The sequence below is a fragment of the Celeribacter sp. SCSIO 80838 genome (assembly GCF_056498065.1).
This window is the reverse complement of sequence record NZ_JAZKMA010000001.1, coordinates 2850262-2867741: the sequence shown is the minus strand read 5'-3', so window position 1 is coordinate 2867741 and position 17480 is coordinate 2850262. Positions and strand designations below refer to the sequence as shown.

The window sequence follows — 17480 nt, the reverse complement described above, 5'->3', positions numbered from 1 at the left end:
AAAGGAAACGTGGAACGCGCGCGCGTCAGGCGGCGCTGCGCCAGCGTTCGAGATGCGGGATGTGGCGGGTTTTGAGCCAGACCATCAGCGGGATGGTGCCGTGTCCGCGCAGTTTTTCGGCGCAGAGATCCTGCATGTCATGGACGGTCATCTCGGGATCGACGAATTGACCATCGAGGTAGCAGAACGAGCAGAAATGGTCGGATCTTGTGCCGTCGATGTTGCGCCCGCCGCCCAAGGGGTCTTGGGACAAAGGCATGCCGCAGCTTTGGCAGAATTTCATCGGGGATGTCATGGCGCAGCCCTCCATTGCAACCATGAGGAGAAGGCTAAGGCGACTCATCGCGGCGATTCTTTGCGCTCGGTCAATTCGAGGCGTAGTGTGATCGCCGGAGGTGTGCGATGGGTCGAGCCGTTTTCTATGTTGTTTTGATGTTTTGTGCCCTGTCGGTACAGGCCGATGACCTGACGGTCGGGGATTTGGTCGCGGAGACCGCCCGTGGGGCGGAGATTTATGCCGAGAAATGTGCGCGATGTCATGGCGTGGCGCTGGAAATGGTCCTCGCGCCGGAGGATGCGCCACGAGTCGCGGCGTTTCTGGCCAGCCACAAGACGCGCTTCGATCAGGATCGCACCGATCAGGACAATGCCGATCTGGCCGCCTATCTCATAAGCCTGTCTCCCACTCAGCGCGAGTGATCAGCGGATTTGCGCTTCGATCTCTTTGGTGCGTGCGCGGGTCAGTTCGACCCGGCACGACCGGATTGCGATCCCCGTGCCGGAGCCGCCGCCAAAGCCCGCGCCGACAGAGTCGCATTGCGCATCGCGGTAGGTTAGCCACGCGGTTTGCGACGCTTCCAGAGCGGGCAGGGCAACGTCGCGCCCGGTGATCTCATCGAGCTCCTGCGCGGAGCTGCGGGCAAAGCCCAGCATGATCTCCATCGCCGCGTTCGCCTTTTCCTCGGTCTCGGCCACACAATCGGCGATTTCGACCTGCGACCCGAGGCCGATAGAGCATTCCGTCGACGGATCGGCGAAAGCCGCCACCGGCAGAAGGGCGATCAAAGCGAGGCGTTTCATCTCAGCGTCCTTTCCAGATCCAGCCGCCGCCATAGATGCGCGGGCTTTCGGGATCATAGAACACACAGGCCTGCCCTGGCGAGACGCCTTCTTCGGCGACGGCCAGTTCGACCTCTGCTTCGGTCTCCGAGATCGGGCGCATGATGGCCTCGCGTGGCGGGCGGGTCGAGCGCACCTTGACGTCCAGAACCCATTCCTTGCGCGACATAAACGGTTCATCGCCCAGCCAGTTGATCTCTCGCACCGGAATGGTCCGGGTCGCCAGCATGTCTTTCGGGCCGACAACCACCTGCCGGTTGTCGACATCGAGTTTCACCACATAAAGCGGATCGGCAAGCCCGCCGATGCCAAGCCCGCGGCGCTGGCCGATCGTATAGTGAATGACGCCCTTATGGGTGCCCAGCACATTGCCGTTCTGGTCGACGATCTCGCCGGGTTCTGCCGCACCGGGGCGCAGTTTCTCGATCACCTGCGCGTAATTGCCATTCGGGACGAAACAGATGTCCTGACTGTCGGGCTTGTCCGCGACCGACAGGCCATATTTGGCCGCCAGCGCCCGCGTCGCATCCTTCGACGGCAGATGCCCAAGCGGGAAGCGCAGATAGGAGAGTTGCTCCGGCGTGGTCGAGAACAGGAAATAGCTCTGATCGCGGTTCGGGTCCGCCGCCGAATGCAGCTCCGGCCCGTTTTCGCCCATCACGCGTTGGATATAATGCCCGGTCGCCATGCAATCGGCATCGAGATCCTTGGCCGTGTTCAACAGATCCTTGAACTTTACGCGTTCGTTGCAGCGGATGCAGGGCACGGGTGTGGCCCCCGCCAGATAGCTGTCGGCGAATTCGTCGATCACGGCATCCTGAAAGATGTTCTCGTAATCGAGCACATAATGCGGGAAGCCCATCTCTTCGGCGACGCGCCGCGCATCGTGAATGTCACGCCCCGCACAACACGCGCCCTTCTTGGCCAGGGCCGCGCCGTGGTCATAGAGCTGCAATGTCACCCCCACCACGTCATAGCCTTCTTCGGCCAATTGCGCCGCCACGACGGACGAGTCTACGCCCCCCGACATGGCCACGACCACGCGGGTGTCCTTGGGGGGCTTGGCAAAGCCCAAAGAGTTCAGCGGGTGTGCGCCGTCGTCAAACATGAACAAATCCTTTCGGGAACTGCCCCGCTATATAAGAAAATTCGAGCTATTCTCAAGTCCCGGCTTCACCCCCCATTAAGAGGATTGCGGCACAAAGGCTGTGCAATTCAAGATGAGGGTGAGCGTTATGTATCTCAAGAAAGTCGATGGCCCCCGTGCGGTGACCCTTCCCGATGGGTCGATCATGACCCGTGCCGACCTGCCGCCGAAGGACACCCGCCGCTGGGTCGCCTCGCGCAAGGCCGCCGTGGTGAAGGGCGTCGTCTTCGGACTGATTCCCGTCACCGAGGCGTTGAAAATGTACGGATTGTCCGAAGAGGAGTTCAATTCGTGGAAAAATGCGATCACGGAACATGGCGAAGCGGCGTTAAAAGCCACCTCTGTGCAGAAATATAGACAACCTTGAGTTGAAATCCGAAAAAGGTTAAATCTGGTAACGTGTAGTTAACCATTTTTAGCCATCTTCCTAACAAGCGAACGCAACAAGAACGTCATTGGAAGAAAAACGGAGAGCCAAGGTTATGCGTATTTTGCTGGTCGAAGACGATCCCACCACCTCGAAAAGCATCGAATTGATGCTGTCGCACGCCAACCTCAACGTCTACACGACGGACCTTGGCGAAGAGGGGATCGATCTCGCGAAACTTTATGATTACGATTTGATCCTTCTCGATCTCGGTCTGCCCGATATGAACGGCCATGAGGTGCTGCGGCAATTGCGCCTCGCGCGCGTCGACACGCCGATCCTGATCCTGTCGGGGGCCGACGATACCGAAAACAAGATCAAGGGCTTCGGCTTCGGTGCCGACGATTACCTGACCAAGCCGTTTCACCGCGAGGAACTGGTCGCCCGCATTCACGCCATCATTCGCCGCTCGAAAGGCCATTCGCAATCGGTGATCCGCACCGGCAAGATCGAGGTCAATCTCGATGCGAAAACCGTGTCTGTCGGCGGCAAGCCGGTGCATCTGACCGGCAAGGAATATCAGATGCTCGAACTCTTGTCGCTGCGCAAGGGCACGACACTGACCAAGGAAATGTTCCTCAACCATCTCTATGGCGGCATGGACGAACCCGAGCTCAAGATCATCGACGTGTTCATCTGCAAGCTGCGCAAGAAACTTGCCAACGCCACCGACGGCGCGAATTACATCGAGACCGTCTGGGGCCGTGGCTATGTGCTGCGCGATCCGGAACCCGGCAGCGGCCATGGCGACGAACAGATGGCGATCGGGGCCTGAGCCTCTTTGAAGACTGCGTGCCCGGCGATTTCTGCGTCGCCGGTTTGTAACTCGTCGAGACGTTTTCTCCCCTTCTTGGATATCAGACTGGACCTCCCCGCGCCCCTCTCCTAAATCAGAGAGAGGCATCTGCGGGGAGGTATTTTCATGGCTGACGATCTGGCACAGGAAAAATCCGTTGCGACAAAAGCCAGCTCTGCGCTGAGCGTGGAAGAGGCGCGTGCGGAGCTTGCGCGGCTCGCGGATCTTTTGGCCGGGGCCAACACGGCCTATCATACGGACGATGCGCCGGTGATGTCGGATGCCGATTACGATGCGCTCAAGCGCCGAAATGCCGAAATCGAATCCCGTTTTCCCGAGCTGAAACGCGCAGACAGCCCGACCGAACAGGTCGGAGCCGCGCCCTCCGAAGGCTTTGGCAAAATCACCCATGCCGTGCGGATGATGTCGCTCGCGAATGCGTTCGACGACGAGGATGTGGCGGAATTCGACCGCTCCGTGCGCAAATATCTCGGCGCTCCCGGGGAAATCGCCTATACCGCCGAGCCGAAAATCGACGGGCTGTCGCTCTCTTTGCGCTACGAGCAGGGCAAACTCGTCTCGGCCGCCACTCGCGGCGATGGCGAGGTCGGCGAGAATGTCACCGCCAATGCCCGCACCATCGCCGACATTCCGCAGGAGCTGACCGGTGCGCCCGAGATTCTCCCCGAGATTCTCGAAGTGCGCGGCGAGGTCTACATGTCGCATGCCGATTTCGAGGCGCTGAACGCCCGCCATGCCGAGCGCGGTGGCAAGACCTTCGCCAATCCGCGCAACGCCGCCGCCGGGTCCCTGCGCCAGCTCGATGCCGAAATCACCCGGGCGCGGCCTCTGAAATTCTTCGCCTATGCCTGGGGAGAACATTCCGAACCGCTTGCCGATACTCAGATGGGCGCGATTCACCGCCTCACCGCACTGGGGTTTCAGACCAACCCGTTGACCAAGCGCTTCACCGACCTCTCAGAGCTGATCGCGCATTATCACGAGATCGAGGCGCAGCGCGCCACGCTCGGCTATGACATCGACGGGGTGGTCTACAAGGTCGACCGGCTCGACCTGCAACACCGTCTCGGGTTTCGCTCCACCACGCCGCGTTGGGCAATTGCGCATAAATTCCCGGCGGAACTCGCCTGGACCCGGTTGGAGGCCATCGACATTCAGGTCGGTCGCACCGGGGCGCTGTCTCCGGTGGCGCGTCTGACCCCGGTGACCGTCGGCGGTGTCGTCGTCTCGAATGCCACGCTGCACAATGAGGATTACATCAAGGGTCTCGATAGCAAGGGCGAAGAGATCCGCGGCGGCAAGGACATTCGCGTCGGCGATTGGGTGCAGGTCTACCGCGCCGGTGACGTGATCCCGAAGGTCGCCGACGTCGATCTTGCCCGACGCAAGTCCGACGCGTTGCCATACGCTTTTCCGACAACCTGTCCCGAGTGTGGATCGGATGCGCTCCGCGAAGAGGGCGACGCGGTGCGGCGTTGCACCGGCGGGTTGATTTGTCCCGCACAAGCCGTTGAAAAGCTGAAACATCTCGTCTCGCGCGGCGCGTTCGACATCGAAGGTCTTGGTGCGAAACAGGTGGAGCAGTTCTACAAAGACGGTTGGGTGAAAGAACCCGCCGATATCTTTGAACTCAAAGCAAAATTCGGCCCCGGAAACCTGTCTCAACTGAAGAACCGCGAAGGCTGGGGCGAGAAATCCGCCCTCAACCTCTTCGACGCCATCGACGCCCGCCGCGACATTCCGCTCGCCAGGCTGATCTTCGGTCTGGGCATCCGGCACGTTGGAGAAAGTTCTGCAAACCTTCTTGCAACCCATTATGGAAATTGGGAAAATTTCGAGGCTGCGATGAAATCCGCCACCGTCTGGACCGGTGCGGAATGGGACGATCTGCTGTCGATCGACGGTGTGGGCGAGGTCATGGCGACCTCGGTGATCACCACCTTCCACCAAGAGGCCGAACGCGCCTCCATCGACCGTCTGGTCGCGCATCTGCGGCCCATCGAGGCGGAAAAACCGCAAAATGACAGTCCGGTCAGCGGCAAAACCGTGGTTTTCACAGGCACGCTCGAAAAAATGACCCGCGCCGAAGCCAAGGCCCGCGCCGAGGCGCTTGGCGCGAAGGTTGCAGGCTCGGTCTCGGCAAAAACCGATCTGGTGGTGGCCGGTCCCGGGGCGGGATCGAAAGAAAAGAAAGCCCGCGAGTTGGGCATTGAACTCTTGGACGAAGACGGCTGGCTTGCGCTGATCGGGGACGCATGAGTTCGGGGCGGCCGGATATCCTGTTTCCGCTGTTCGCGGGTCTCGAAACCCTCGCGGGTGTCGGACCTAAAACCGCGAAGCTCTTGCCCGCGCTTGGGATCGAACGCCCGCGCGATCTGCTGTTCACCCTGCCCAACGCGGTGGTCGACCGGCGACGGCGCGACAGCCTGCGCGAGGTTGTCCCCGGCGACATTGCGACGGTCGAGGTCACGGTGTTGCGCCACCAGCCGCCGAGCCGCAAGGGGCTGCCGTATCGGGTGCTCGTCGAGGACCGGGAGTTGGCGTTTCAGGTGGTGTTCTTTCGCGGTGCGCCGAAATGGATCGAGGCGCAATTGCCGGTGGGCGAGCGGCGGCTGATCTCCGGCAAGGTCGAGATGTACGATGGCCAGTTCCAGATGCCGCATCCCGATCACATCCTGCCGCCCGAGGAGGCGGGGGAGTTGCCGGGGTTCGAACCGGTCTACCCGCTGACGGCGGGCGTGACGCAGAAAACCATGGCCAAAGCCAGTGCGGCGGCCTTGGAGCGGGTGCCGGAACTGGCGGAATGGATCGACCCGGCGCTGAAAGCGCGCGAAGGCTGGCCGGATTTCGACGTGGCGCTGGATCAGGCGCACCGGCCCCTGTCGCAAAGCGAGATCGCGCCAACCAGTGCGGCGCGGCAACGCTTGGCCTATGACGAATTGTTCGCGCATCAGGTGACGCTGGCTCTGGCCCGGGCGCAGGTGCGGCGCGGCAAGGGGCGGGCGAATGAGGGCAACGGCGCGCTTCGGGGGAAGGTTTTGTCTGCGCTGCCGTATCGTCCGACCGGGGCGCAGGCGCGCGCGATGGAGGAAATCGCCGCCGATATGGCGGGGCCGCAGCGGATGAACCGGCTGTTGATGGGCGATGTCGGATCCGGCAAGACGCTTGTGGCGTTGATGGCCCTGCTGGTCGCGGTGGAGGCGGGCGGGCAAGGTGTCATGATGGCGCCGACGGAAATCCTTGCGCGTCAGCACCTTGAGGGGTTGCGCCCGATGGCGGAGGCGGCGGGTGTGGTGCTTGAGCTGTTGACCGGGCGGGACAAGGGGCGCGCGCGTGAAGAGAAACTTGCCGCACTCCGGCGTGGCGATATTCACATTCTGGTCGGCACCCACGCGGTGTTTCAGGAGGATGTGGAATTTCACGATCTGCGCCTGTCGATCATCGATGAACAACACCGGTTCGGCGTGGCGCAACGGCTGGCGCTGTCGCAAAAGGGTCAGGCGGTGGATGTGCTGGTGATGACCGCAACGCCGATCCCGCGCTCGCTGTCGCTGGCGCAATATGGCGATATGGATGTGTCGGTTCTGGACGAAAAACCGCCCGGACGGACGCCGATCAAGACCGCGCTGAGTTCCGTCGAGCGGATGGACGAGGTGATCGCCCATCTCCGGGGCGCGATTGCGCAGGGGCGGCAGGCCTATTGGGTCTGTCCGCTGGTCGAGGAAAGCGAAGTGGTCGATATGATGGCCGCCGAGGAGCGGTTCAAAGCCCTGCGCGCGGCCTTTGGCGAGGACCATGTCGGGATCGTGCATGGTCAGATGGCCTCAGAAGACAAGGACCGGACCATGGCGGCGTTCGCCGCCGGGCGTCTGGCGGTTTTGGTGGCGACGACGGTGATCGAGGTGGGGGTCAACGTGCCCAATGCCTCGATCATGGTGATCGAACGGGCGGAGCATTTCGGGCTGGCGCAGCTGCACCAGTTGCGCGGTCGGGTCGGGCGGGGCGATGTCGCTTCGACCTGTTTGCTGATGTACAAACCGCCGCTTGGCGAAAGCGGTCGGCGGCGTTTGGAGCTTTTGCGCGAGACGGAAGACGGGTTTCGCATTGCCGAGGAAGATCTTGCGATGCGTGGGGCGGGTGATGTCCTCGGCACGGCGCAATCCGGCCTGCCGCGGTTTCGTGTGGCCGATCTGGAGCGGCAATCGGCGCTGATGGCATTGGCGCAATCGGATGCGCGCAAGCTTTTGCATGACGATCCGAAACTTGCGACCGACCGCGGTGCGGCAGTGCGTGTTCTTTTGTGGCTCATGGGTAAGGATGAGGCGATCCGTTTGATTTCAGTGGGTTAGTCGGAATTCACATCGTGTAATTCCATTTTGTTCGCAAATGTTCTCAAAAAGTTCTTTACAGACTTCGGGCAATATGAGAACAAATTGGCAACAAGTCATTAACCATGATGCCGAGGATGCCATGATCAACGACCTGAAATCCGTAGTCGCCCGTTCGCAAGCCACGCTGTTCGAAGATATGCTCGGTGCGGTGGCCTTGCTTGTCATCCTCATGGGGGGCTTGTCCTTGCCAGCGTTGCTTTGATCGCTGCCGATCGAGACGCCTCGTGCCATTTCTATTCTGCCTGAGATCTGACCCCGACCCGCATCCGGCTTTCTGCTGATACTCACCTGTTCCCGTCAGCGGTGCACCTCATCCCACCGACCGTTTTGCGGAGCTCAGATCCGACTGCCGCCGCCTTCGTTCCTAAGTGCGGCGGTTTCTTTTGTTCAGAACGTGTAGGCGAGGCGCAGCCCGCCCCAATGTTGCCCGTCGGCGAAGATCGGGGCGGAGACGTCTTTCATCATGACGAATTTTCCGCCGCCCATGTCGCGGCGATAGACCTGCAACAGGAAGGGCTCGGTGTTGCGCCCGGCTTTGAGACCGACGCGGTCGTTAAAGATACGACGGTTGCGTGAATTGGCGGCGTTCCATGCCGAGTCCTTGCCCTGTGGTTGCGAGAATTTCTTGTTATGAGTCGGCAGATAGCCGTTCGGGTCGATCGCGGCGCAGAACACGACCTTTGGATCGATCGACAGCATCGCCTCCTGAACCTCCGGCAGAGCGTCATCGGCGAATTGTGTGAAACGCGCCATATGCTGTGCCGGATTGGTGCCGGCGAGCGGCGTATAGCTGCGGTCGAACAGATCGGCGTGCGAAATCCGGCCGGAGGCGAGGGCGTCGGTGAAGAGGGCGGAGATCTCTGCCGCCGCCTGACGGGTCTTGTCGATGAAGAACCGGTCTTCACTGGCGCCGCCGAGGGCCACGGCGGTCTGGAAGATGGTTTCCGAAGTGTCGACCAGCTTTTCGACACGCGTGTTGGCGATATGGATACCCTCCGCCGTATCGTGTGCGATGGTGCCGATCGTATCGAAGGCGGGTTGGAATTTCTCCACCGCGTCCTGCACTTTCTCAGCCTGATGGGCCATGGTTCGGGTGGCGGAATGGGTCTGGCGGACCCCATCGGCGATACCGGTCAGGGCGTGATCCGCCTCGGTCGCATTGGCAATGACATGAGAGGCATCCGTGGACACGGTCCCCGCCTCGTCGCGCAGTTTCCCGACCCAGGTCGACAGGGTGGAGATGTTTTCCTCGATCGCGCCCGCGGCCCGCGCGGTTTTCTGCGACAATTCGTTGATCGCCTCCGCCACGACGCCGAAACCGCGACCGCTGTCTCCGGCGCGCGCCGCCTCAATCTTGGCGTTGATGGCGAGGATGTTCACCTGACGGGCGATGTCGGCGATATGGGCATTGTTGGCCTCGACCGCCTCGAGCGATTTCGCGACGCGTTCCATGCGTTCGGCCAGTTCCTGTACCCACGCGGCGACGCTTTGCGATTTCTGACCGCTTTCACGCACGAAGGCCACGGACCCCTCGACCTTTTCAAGAGTCTGATCGGTGATCCCGGTGACGGAGGCCAAAGCGCTGCGCACCGCACCATTGGCTGTCATCACGTCGGATGCGGCGGCCTGCGCCTCGCTCAGAGTGCGGATCTGGTCTTGCGATTGGCGGTCGACCGTATCGAGGAAACCCGCGATATCGACCACTTCGAAACCGAGACGGCCCGCGTAATCGGCGAGCTTCGTCATGCGCTGATCTGCGGGTTGGGCCCCGTCAAACTCGGGATTTGGAATCATGAACACCTCCGGATTGCTCCGGATCATGGCGCATGGGTCTTACGCTTCGGTTAAGTCAGTCCGGATTTTTGGAGAGGTTTTCCAGCGTTTCGAAGCCGCGACAGGTGGCGGTGAGCGCCAGAAGGATGGAACCGTGACGGTTTTTGAAGTCGCGGGCGGGAAGGAGGGCCTCGAACCCCTCGAAGGGGGCGGAGGGCACAGGGCCGTTTCCCTTGAGAAAGGCCGAAAGCTCGTCGCGCGCCCGGATCAGTTCGGCCTCTGTGCGGCCGATGACGTGCCGCCCGAGCACGGAGGCTGCCGCCTGACCCAGGGCACAGGCTTTCACGTCCTGAGCAAACCGGGTGACGCGTCCGTCTTTGACATCCATATCGACGGTCACGGTCGAGCCACACAAGGGCGCGCGCTCCTTGATCGAGACCATCGGTGCGTCGAGCCGCCCGGTCAGCGGGATCGCCGCCGCAAGCGCCAGAAGCGTGCCGGAATAGAGTTGCGCGAGTTCGGTCGAGGATTGTGCGGACATGGTTTGCCTTTCGGGATCGGGTTTCATAGATAGGGCAAACGTTCCCGCTTGGAAAGGACAGGCCCATGTGCAGCGCTACGTGCAGCGACGAGAGATTTGGCGCATTCGATGCCGCTCAGTTGACATACGACGACAAGGGGCTGATCCCGGCCATCGCACAGGACCATGCGACGGGCGAGGTCTTGATGATGGCGTGGATGAACGAGGCTTCGGTGCGCAAGACACTGGAGACCGGCAAAGTGACCTATTGGTCGCGCTCGCGTCAGGCGTTCTGGGTCAAGGGCGAGACCTCCGGCCACCTGCAAACGCTGGTGGATTTCCGCTTTGACTGCGACATGGATTGCATTCTCGTCCTGGTCGATCAGGCGGGGCCTGCCTGCCATACCAACCGGCGCTCGTGTTTCTACCGTTCGGTGCAGAACGGTGAGGCGGTCGAGTTGATGAAACCGATGATGTGAGTATTTTTGCCATCAGAAAGCCCATACAGGTTTTCTGATGGTCCAAATACTCATAGCCCGATCAAAGCCTTCACATCCTCGGGGGCAAGGCCCTCTTCGCGGAATTTCGAGATCGCCTTGGCGTCCGTCCGTTTGGCAAGCCGTTTGCCGTCTTCGTCGCGGATCAGAGGGTGGTGGTGATAGGCAATCTCCGGCAGATCCAGAAGCGCCTGCAACAGCCGGTGAATTTGCGTTGCTTCCATGAGGTCGGCACCACGCACGGCTTCGGTGATGCCTTGGGCCGCGTCGTCGATCACCACGGAGAGGTGATAGGCGGCGGTGCCGAGGTCTTTGCGGGCCAGAACGATGTCGCCGATGCCGTGGATGAGGTGAGCGGCGTTGAGGCGATGCGTGCCGGTCTCATAGGGGCCGGTTTCCTGCCATGAGAAACGACTTACATCTCTCAGATATTCAATGGATTTTTTCATATCGAGGCGGATCGCATCGCCGGGCTGGAAAGAGGCCATGGTGCGGCTGCGACAGGTGCCGGGGTAGATCACCCCATCGGGGCCCATGGGGGCGCCTTCCTGCGGGGCCGACAGCGCGTTCATCACATCGCGGCGGGTACAGGAGCAGGGATAGATCAGGCCGATTTCATCGAGCCTTTTCAACGCACTTGCGTAAATGTCTTCGCGTGCCGTGATGTGCAGGACCGGCTCCGGCCAAGAGATCCCGAGCCATCGGAGATCGGCGTAGATCAGCGCCTCCCATTCCGGGCGGCAGCGGCTTGTGTCGCCATCCTCGATGCGCAGGAGAAAACGACCGTTTTGCTCCCGTGCACGGGTGTAAGCGGTGAGCGCGGAAAAGGCGTGACCCAGATGCAGAGGCCCTGTGGGGCTTGGGGCAAACCGGGTCACGTAGGGCATCAGGATTGCCCCTCAAGCCATTGGCTGAACTCTTCTTTTGCGCGATCCGTGTAGCCCTTGTAGCGCTCTTTTCGGCCTTTGCGGCCGCCGCGCAAGCCATCCAGCGGCGGGAAGAGGCCGAAGTTGACGTTCATCGGCTGGAAGGTCTTGGCCTCCGCGCCGCCGGTGATGTGGTTCACGAGCGCGCCCATGGCGGTGGTGAAGGGCGGTGGCGGAAGATCGCGGCCCAGCAGCTCGGCAGCGGCCATGCGACCGGCCAGAAGCCCCATGGCGGCGCTTTCGACATAGCCCTCGACGCCTGTCACCTGACCGGCAAAACGGATGTTGGGCCGGGATTTCAGGCGCATCTGATCGTCCAGGAGCGTCGGCGAATTGAGGAAGGTGTTGCGGTGGATGCCGCCCAGACGGGCAAAGGAGGCGTTCTCCAGACCAGGGATCATTTTGAACACCTCAGTCTGCGCGCCGTATTTCATTTTTGTCTGAAATCCCACAATGTTATAGAGCGTTCCTAACGCATTGTCGCGACGCAGTTGCACCACGGCATAGGCCTTGTCTTCGGGCTTATGCGCATTGGTCAGGCCGATGGGCTTCATCGGACCGTGGCGGAGCGTCTCGCGGCCGCGTTCGGCCATGACCTCGATCGGCAGGCAGCCGTCGAAATATTTCGCGGTCTCGCCTTCGTGGAACTCGGTTTTATCCGCCGCCAAAAGCGCGTCGATGAAGGTCTCGTATTGATCCTTGGTCATCGGGCAGTTGAGATAGGCTTTCTGCTCTTCCTCGGTCTCGCCCTTGTCGTAACGGGATTGCAGCCAGGCGACGTCCATATTGACGCTCTCGGCGTAGACGATGGGGGCGATGGCATCGAAAAACGCCAGACGATCGGCGCCGGTCTCTTCGGCAATAGCTTCGCCAAGTGCGGGCGAAGTCAGCGGGCCGGTCGCGAAAATCCACATGCCATCGGAGGGCAGCTCGGTGATCTCGCCATATTGAACGGAGATGTTCGGATGCGCCATCAGTGTTTCGGTGACGTGATCGGCGAAGGCGTCGCGGTCGACCGCCAAAGCGCCGCCTGCGGGCAGCTTGTGCTTGTCCGCCGTGGCCATGATCAAGCCATTGGCGGCGCGCATTTCCCAATGCAGCAAGCCCACGGCATTCTGTTCGTCATCGTCCGAGCGGAAGGAGTTGGAACAGACCATCTCGCCGAATTTGCCGCTTTGATGCGCAAAGGTTTCGACCTCGGGCCGCATTTCATGCAGCACGACCTTGATGCCGAGATTGGCGGCCTGCCATGCGGCCTCGGACCCGGCCATGCCGCCGCCGACGATGTGAAGTGTGTGTTCTGTCATGACGTCCTGCACCATTTTAGGATGGGGCTTAGTCGTGATGGCCCGGCATGGCAAGGCCGTGTCCTGCGATCAGCCGTGTGCGGGGGCGGTTTGAAGCGGAACTTCGCGATAATCCCGGTTGGTTTTGCCGGTGATCCTCTCGATCCGCCGGTCGAAATTGCCTTTGGCGGCGGGCCAGGGCCTGTCCTCCACCATACCGGCTTGGGCCAGCGCACGACCGAGTTGCGGGATGTCCAGCAGGCTGATGGATTTCGAACTGCGCACCGGTCCCTCGGTAATGTCCCATTCCCGGGTCACGGTGTTCAGCACCTGCGGGGTGATCTCGCAGAAGCTCCTGAGTTGTGCCGCAATCATGTTCGCCGCCAACATGTCGGAGCGCCGGACGATCACCGCCGCGGACTGGGCCTTGTGGCCGACGAAGCCGTAGAGATGCAGGGCCGATCCTTCGATGCTGACGATGTTCTTGGCGGCCTTGTAGCGCGCGACCTGTGTGGCGATGTCGTGTTTCTCCGGAAAAAACTCCTCATAGCCCGCGTTGCGCAGGTTTTCGGACAGGGCATCTTCACCGAGTGCCGCGCCCGCACGCAGGGACAGGCCTTGGCGCGAGATGTAAAGGTTTTCCGGCCCTTCCGGCGCGACCTCCGGCAGGAAATTCCGGTGGATGTAGTCGCGAAATTCCGGTGCGCCTTCGCCAAGCTCGTCGATGCCGAAGCCCTGGGTCGGGACGATCAATTCGTCGACAATGAGCGGTTCGGAGACGATCCGGATCGGAACCGACAGGTTCAGGGCATCGAACATGGCGGATTGAAAGGCTTGCAGTTCTTGCGGTGCGTTGGGGCGTCGCGACAGGAACAGGATCGAGTCCACCGCCGCGTCCAGATGGTCCAGCGCCCAGAGACGGGAAAGCGTTTCACAGAGAAAATGCCCGAAATGATGGTTCATCTGGCCGCCGTAGAGATGTCTGCCCGGCAGGCGTTTGTCCGGGGTTTCCCGCAGATTTTTGGTGCCGAGCAGATAGTCCTCGCCGCGCTTGATGTTGGCGGCCGCGCAAAACGCCCCGGTCTTGTCGAAAACACCGGCCATGTGCCGAAAGGCCCCCTCGCGCAGGGGCGGGACGATCCGCGCCTCTGTCAGGTGTGTCTGGGTTACATTCAGCATTTGGTCATAGGCGCTCATCGGGGTCGTCTTTCTGCTTCGGCTTTGCCTCAGTTGTAGGCATTCCTCATGAAAAGTCCCGCGGAATTCAAACGCTCGGCGGCATATTCGCAGGATTGACGCACCATTGCCGCAGGGCCCTTGCGTGGTCTGGCTCGGGGGCGGAGGATATGTGTTTCGCGCGCATGTCTCGTGCCTTGGAACAGAGTTTCGAGGCTTGGGCATGTGGTGTGACCATGGAGCGAAAAATACACCGGGTTGCGTAGGGTCACCCCGGAAAGCGCGTTTATCGTACGTACAGATCGCTCTATATCTTCTGGATATTGTCTTATTTTTTCTATTTCCGGTTTTTGAGTGAAATGCGCCGAAAGCGCTCTTTGCTGTGATCTGTACATGAGTTCCCGCCGTTTGAGGGAGGGCAGCATGCAACAAAATAAGGAAGAGGAAGAGCGGAATGGATCGTTGGGACGACCTGAAATTCCTGTTGGCGATCGAACGGCATGGCACCATGGCGGCTGCGGCGCGCGCGCTTGGCACCAATCCGGCGACGGTGTCGCGGCGGATGGAGCGCATGGCGGACGAGCTGGGCATGAATCCGGTGATCAAGACGCCTGCGGGCTGGGGAACGAACCCGGAGGTGCAGGGGTTGATCGAGGCCTCCGACCGGTTTCACGAAGAGGTCGAGCGGGAAAAGAACCGTTTGCGTTTCAAGCACGGGTTGCAGAGTGCGGAAATCCGGGTGGCCTGTTCGCCTCTGATCTCCGGGCATATCCTGATTCCGGCGCTGGCGGAATGCGCCGCCGAGATGGAGAACATCCAGCTCAGCTTTCACAACCGGGCGATGATCGAGACCCTGTCCGGCAATGACGTGATCATCTCCGTGGTGCGCCCGCGCGCAGGGCGGCTGATTTCGCGCAAGATCGGGACGATCACGGTTCAGGTTTTCGCGCCGGATCGTGATCCTGAGATCCGCGACTGGGTCGGGCTTGGGGCGGATGTTCGTGAGTTCGAGCCGATGATCCGCGCGGAGCGGTATTTCGGCCAGCCGCCGCGTATTCATGTCGATACGTTCGATCACGTGCTGCTGGTGATGCGTGCGACGAGGCTTGCGGGGCTGCTTCCCAGGGCTTCCGGCCTGGATCTGCCGGGCTTTGTGGCGGTGGCGGAGACCGCCGAGGCCTGCGATCTCTACATGAGCTATCACGAAAGCCGTCGCGGCGACCCGGCGATTACGCAGGTCACCCGGTTCATTGCACAGAGCGTCGCGCAGTCCATCTATACCCGAGCGGGTGAGGGGCTGACCGGCCTCTGTTGAAAGCGGGCGGTCGTGACGAGATGCACACGCATAGATTGTTGCAATTGCGCAATGTGCAAATCTAAGATGGCCGCCCGGTGTTTTTTTGTGCGTAGATCAAGAAAAAGACAAGAGACGCACGAGGCACTCATGATCACGATCTCCTCACGGACAGGGTTCGCTTGCGACGGGATACGTTTGGGCTGCCGCCTGTCTCTTGGCGCGGCACTTTTGATGCATCCGGTGTCAGAGAGTTTGGGCTGGGCGAATGGGCTGCGCGCGCATGCGGGCGGCTTGGCCGGTGGGGTTCGGGAAATGCCTGCGGTGTTTCTGCAACTCAGCGATATTCGCAACATGGTGGTCGGCAGCCTGTTTTTCCTGATCGCGATCTGGCTGACCTTCGGTATCCGCACCCGTGTCATGGCAGCGCTGGGGGCGGCCCTGGTGCTGGCGTTTCACTTTGCCGTCGCCCATGAGCCGTTGCGTCTGGATCAGACAGCCCTGTTGACGCTGTTCACTGTCATAATGGCCATGCCGTTGATCGTCTGGGGCGGTGGACGGTTTTCGCTCTGGCGCGGGGGCTGGGGCAATCTGCTCTGATCCCTGCGCGTTCCGTTTTATGTAGCGCGATGCCGGGCGCGTCGGGGCGCCGGGGCTGTCGGGAGAGTGACAAGAGAAAAGGCCCGCCCCCGAGGGGAGCGGACCTTTTGTGAGCTATGAAGATCGGTTTGGATCAGAAGCCCAGAGCCAGACTCGGGCCGTAAATCGGATCGTAGAGGTCGAGACCTACGGAGTTCAGAACCGGGCTGCGGGCTTTGTCGAACAGGTCGCTGACGCGATCGGTTACGCGGGCACGATCGCCACCCATTTCGAAGGACAGTTTCAGCGAGAACAGGTCCATATCGCTGACGTCGCCATAGGTGGTATCATAGCCAGCCTCAACCGTGATGCGATCGTTAACCGCATAGGTCCCGGCGATGCCGTAGTAGCCGGTGTCGAACAGATTGTGGTTGCCGGTCAGCACATTGGCTTTCACACCGAAATTCCCGAACTGATAGGTGCCGGCAAAGCTGGAAACGCCGTGGTCGATCCCGTCTTCGGAGAAGGTCGTGGCGGCGGTCAGGCCGAACGCGTCGACGTCGAAGTCATAACCGAGCGAGTAGAGGCTGAAATCGCTGTCGAGGGAGACATAGGAGCCGAACACGGTGGAAGCGCCGAAGTCGTAGTAACCGTTCAGGTTGTAGGTTTCGAAATCTTCACCGTCGACGGTGGTGTATTCGAGCGCCACGCCGAAGGCATTGCCGATATAGTCGACGCCAAGGCCATAGGTATATTCGGTGTCGCCCGAGTTGAAGTCGTAGGCGCCGAGTTTCACATAGCCGGTGAAGCCGGGGGCGAATTCGTAGCCTGCGGTGCCGTTCAGCGTGTAGGCGTCGTCGCCATCGTAATCAATCGCCTTGGCGGTCCCGGTGAAGGCAAACTTGTTGACGATATAGTCGATATCGCCTTGCAGGCGGACCACATCGGTGTCGTCGTTATTGTAATAGGAAAGCTCGGCGGAACCATAGGTCATCTCGCCAGCTTGGGCTGCGCCGGTCAGCGCAACGGTGGCGCCGACGATCGCGATCAGGGAAGTTTTCATCATAACGGAGGTCCTCATATACAGTATGACTGCGTTGCTGGGGACTATATGCCGAGTTGGCTCCGAGCGGGAGGTGGAACGGCGAAGATATTCGCCTTGTGACATTTTGGTAATATGCACGAAAATGTGACGATAACGGATTATTCTGTGTATTTTTAAATCACTATGGAAAATCAACGCGATTTATCAGCCTTGGACGCAGTCATCTGCGCTGCGATGGATTCCAGAGCTGCAGCCTGACGCTCCGCCGCGACCACGCCGCGCTCCTGTAGGACAATGGATTTGGCCTGATTTTCGGCGATCTGTGCATTGACGCGCGGCACGCGGCGGCCACGAAACATCATCACGGCAAACATCAGGATCAAAAGGGCAAACAGCAGGATCAGAAGGGTTTCGTAATGCATGTCATGGCCTTTCAGGTCATCTGTCGGGAAATGGATTTAACAATGAATTCACACTGAAAAA

19 protein-coding genes are annotated in these 17480 nt (G+C 60.7%); 9 read left to right on the top strand and 10 right to left on the bottom strand.

Annotation, left to right across the window (positions count from 1 at the left end):
• Positions 1-25: 25 nt before the first annotated feature.
• Entirely contained in the window at positions 26-295 is a 270-nt protein-coding gene (locus V1475_RS14390; RefSeq protein ID WP_479413305.1) for a zinc ribbon domain-containing protein, read from the bottom strand.
• 107 nt (positions 296-402) lie between these two features.
• Here V1475_RS14390 and V1475_RS14385 point away from each other — a divergent pair, with 107 nt between their 5' ends.
• The gene (locus V1475_RS14385; RefSeq protein WP_479413304.1) at positions 403-699 is read left to right on the top strand and encodes a c-type cytochrome; all 297 of its coding nucleotides are present in this window, start codon (positions 403-405) and stop codon (positions 697-699) included.
• On the opposite strand, the gene V1475_RS14380 is transcribed toward V1475_RS14385, so the two are convergent.
• Together V1475_RS14380 and mnmA are read right to left on the bottom strand one after the other, a co-directional pair.
• Positions 700-1080: a lysozyme inhibitor LprI family protein gene (locus V1475_RS14380; RefSeq protein WP_479413303.1), complete on the bottom strand. Its 381-nt coding sequence runs from the start codon at positions 1078-1080 to the stop codon at positions 700-702.
• Position 1081: 1 nt separating this feature from the next.
• The gene (mnmA, locus tag V1475_RS14375; protein ID WP_479413302.1) at positions 1082-2227 is read right to left on the bottom strand and encodes a tRNA 2-thiouridine(34) synthase MnmA; all 1146 of its coding nucleotides are present in this window, start codon (positions 2225-2227) and stop codon (positions 1082-1084) included.
• Between the two features lie 127 nt (positions 2228-2354).
• Here mnmA and sciP point away from each other — a divergent pair, with 127 nt between their 5' ends.
• From sciP to V1475_RS14350, 5 genes are all read left to right on the top strand, one after another.
• On the top strand, positions 2355-2633 hold the full coding sequence (gene sciP, locus V1475_RS14370) for a CtrA inhibitor SciP (protein ID WP_066709690.1): 279 nt from the start codon (positions 2355-2357) through the stop codon (positions 2631-2633).
• Positions 2634-2748: 115 nt separating this feature from the next.
• The gene (gene ctrA / locus V1475_RS14365; RefSeq protein ID WP_434287162.1) at positions 2749-3468 is read left to right on the top strand and encodes a response regulator transcription factor CtrA; all 720 of its coding nucleotides are present in this window, start codon (positions 2749-2751) and stop codon (positions 3466-3468) included.
• 147 nt (positions 3469-3615) lie between these two features.
• The gene (ligA, locus tag V1475_RS14360) at positions 3616-5769 is read left to right on the top strand and encodes an NAD-dependent DNA ligase LigA (protein ID WP_479413301.1); all 2154 of its coding nucleotides are present in this window, start codon (positions 3616-3618) and stop codon (positions 5767-5769) included.
• Positions 5766-7859 carry an ATP-dependent DNA helicase RecG gene (gene recG, locus V1475_RS14355; RefSeq protein ID WP_479413300.1) on the top strand — a complete coding sequence of 698 codons (2094 nt, stop codon included), beginning with the start codon at positions 5766-5768 and terminating at the stop codon, positions 7857-7859. The genes ligA and recG overlap by 4 nt, the downstream gene beginning before the upstream one ends.
• Before the next feature lie 121 nt (positions 7860-7980).
• Positions 7981-8103: a hypothetical protein gene (locus tag V1475_RS14350; RefSeq protein WP_274377293.1), complete on the top strand. Its 123-nt coding sequence runs from the start codon at positions 7981-7983 to the stop codon at positions 8101-8103.
• A gap of 185 nt (positions 8104-8288) precedes the next feature.
• Here V1475_RS14350 and V1475_RS14345 read toward each other — a convergent pair whose 3' ends face one another.
• On the bottom strand, positions 8289-9647 hold the full coding sequence (locus V1475_RS14345) for a methyl-accepting chemotaxis protein (RefSeq protein ID WP_479413299.1): 1359 nt from the start codon (positions 9645-9647) through the stop codon (positions 8289-8291).
• 103 nt (positions 9648-9750) lie between these two features.
• Positions 9751-10215, bottom strand: a complete 465-nt coding sequence (locus V1475_RS14340; RefSeq protein ID WP_479413298.1) for an iron-sulfur cluster assembly scaffold protein — start codon at positions 10213-10215, stop codon at positions 9751-9753.
• Positions 10216-10280: 65 nt separating this feature from the next.
• Here V1475_RS14340 and hisI point away from each other — a divergent pair, with 65 nt between their 5' ends.
• A complete protein-coding gene (gene hisI / locus V1475_RS14335) occupies positions 10281-10673 on the top strand; it encodes a phosphoribosyl-AMP cyclohydrolase (RefSeq protein ID WP_479413297.1) in 393 nt (130 codons plus the stop codon).
• Positions 10674-10723: 50 nt separating this feature from the next.
• Here the strand turns inward: hisI and gluQRS are convergent, their stop codons facing one another.
• From gluQRS to V1475_RS14320, 3 genes are all read right to left on the bottom strand, one after another.
• Positions 10724-11578, bottom strand: a complete 855-nt coding sequence (gene gluQRS / locus V1475_RS14330) for a tRNA glutamyl-Q(34) synthetase GluQRS (RefSeq protein WP_479413296.1) — start codon at positions 11576-11578, stop codon at positions 10724-10726.
• A complete protein-coding gene (gene trmFO / locus V1475_RS14325) occupies positions 11578-12924 on the bottom strand; it encodes a methylenetetrahydrofolate--tRNA-(uracil(54)-C(5))-methyltransferase (FADH(2)-oxidizing) TrmFO (RefSeq protein ID WP_479413295.1) in 1347 nt (448 codons plus the stop codon). The genes gluQRS and trmFO overlap by 1 nt, the downstream gene beginning before the upstream one ends.
• A 69-nt stretch (positions 12925-12993) precedes the next feature.
• Positions 12994-14100 carry a glycosyltransferase family 61 protein gene (locus V1475_RS14320; protein WP_479413294.1) on the bottom strand — a complete coding sequence of 369 codons (1107 nt, stop codon included), beginning with the start codon at positions 14098-14100 and terminating at the stop codon, positions 12994-12996.
• A 433-nt stretch (positions 14101-14533) separates the two neighbouring features.
• On the opposite strand from V1475_RS14320, the gene V1475_RS14315 reads away from it, so the two are divergent.
• Together V1475_RS14315 and V1475_RS14310 are read left to right on the top strand one after the other, a co-directional pair.
• Positions 14534-15394 carry a LysR family transcriptional regulator gene (locus V1475_RS14315; RefSeq protein WP_479413293.1) on the top strand — a complete coding sequence of 287 codons (861 nt, stop codon included), beginning with the start codon at positions 14534-14536 and terminating at the stop codon, positions 15392-15394.
• Between the two features lie 129 nt (positions 15395-15523).
• Positions 15524-15973, top strand: a complete 450-nt coding sequence (locus tag V1475_RS14310) for a hypothetical protein (RefSeq protein WP_479413292.1) — start codon at positions 15524-15526, stop codon at positions 15971-15973.
• Between the two features lie 133 nt (positions 15974-16106).
• Here the strand turns inward: V1475_RS14310 and V1475_RS14305 are convergent, their stop codons facing one another.
• Both V1475_RS14305 and V1475_RS14300 read right to left on the bottom strand, forming a co-directional pair.
• Complete coding sequence (locus V1475_RS14305) at positions 16107-17018, bottom strand: hypothetical protein (protein ID WP_479413291.1); 912 nt, start codon at positions 17016-17018, stop codon at positions 16107-16109.
• 170 nt (positions 17019-17188) lie between these two features.
• Complete coding sequence (locus V1475_RS14300) at positions 17189-17419, bottom strand: hypothetical protein (RefSeq protein ID WP_479413290.1); 231 nt, start codon at positions 17417-17419, stop codon at positions 17189-17191.
• Positions 17420-17480 lie beyond the last annotated feature (61 nt).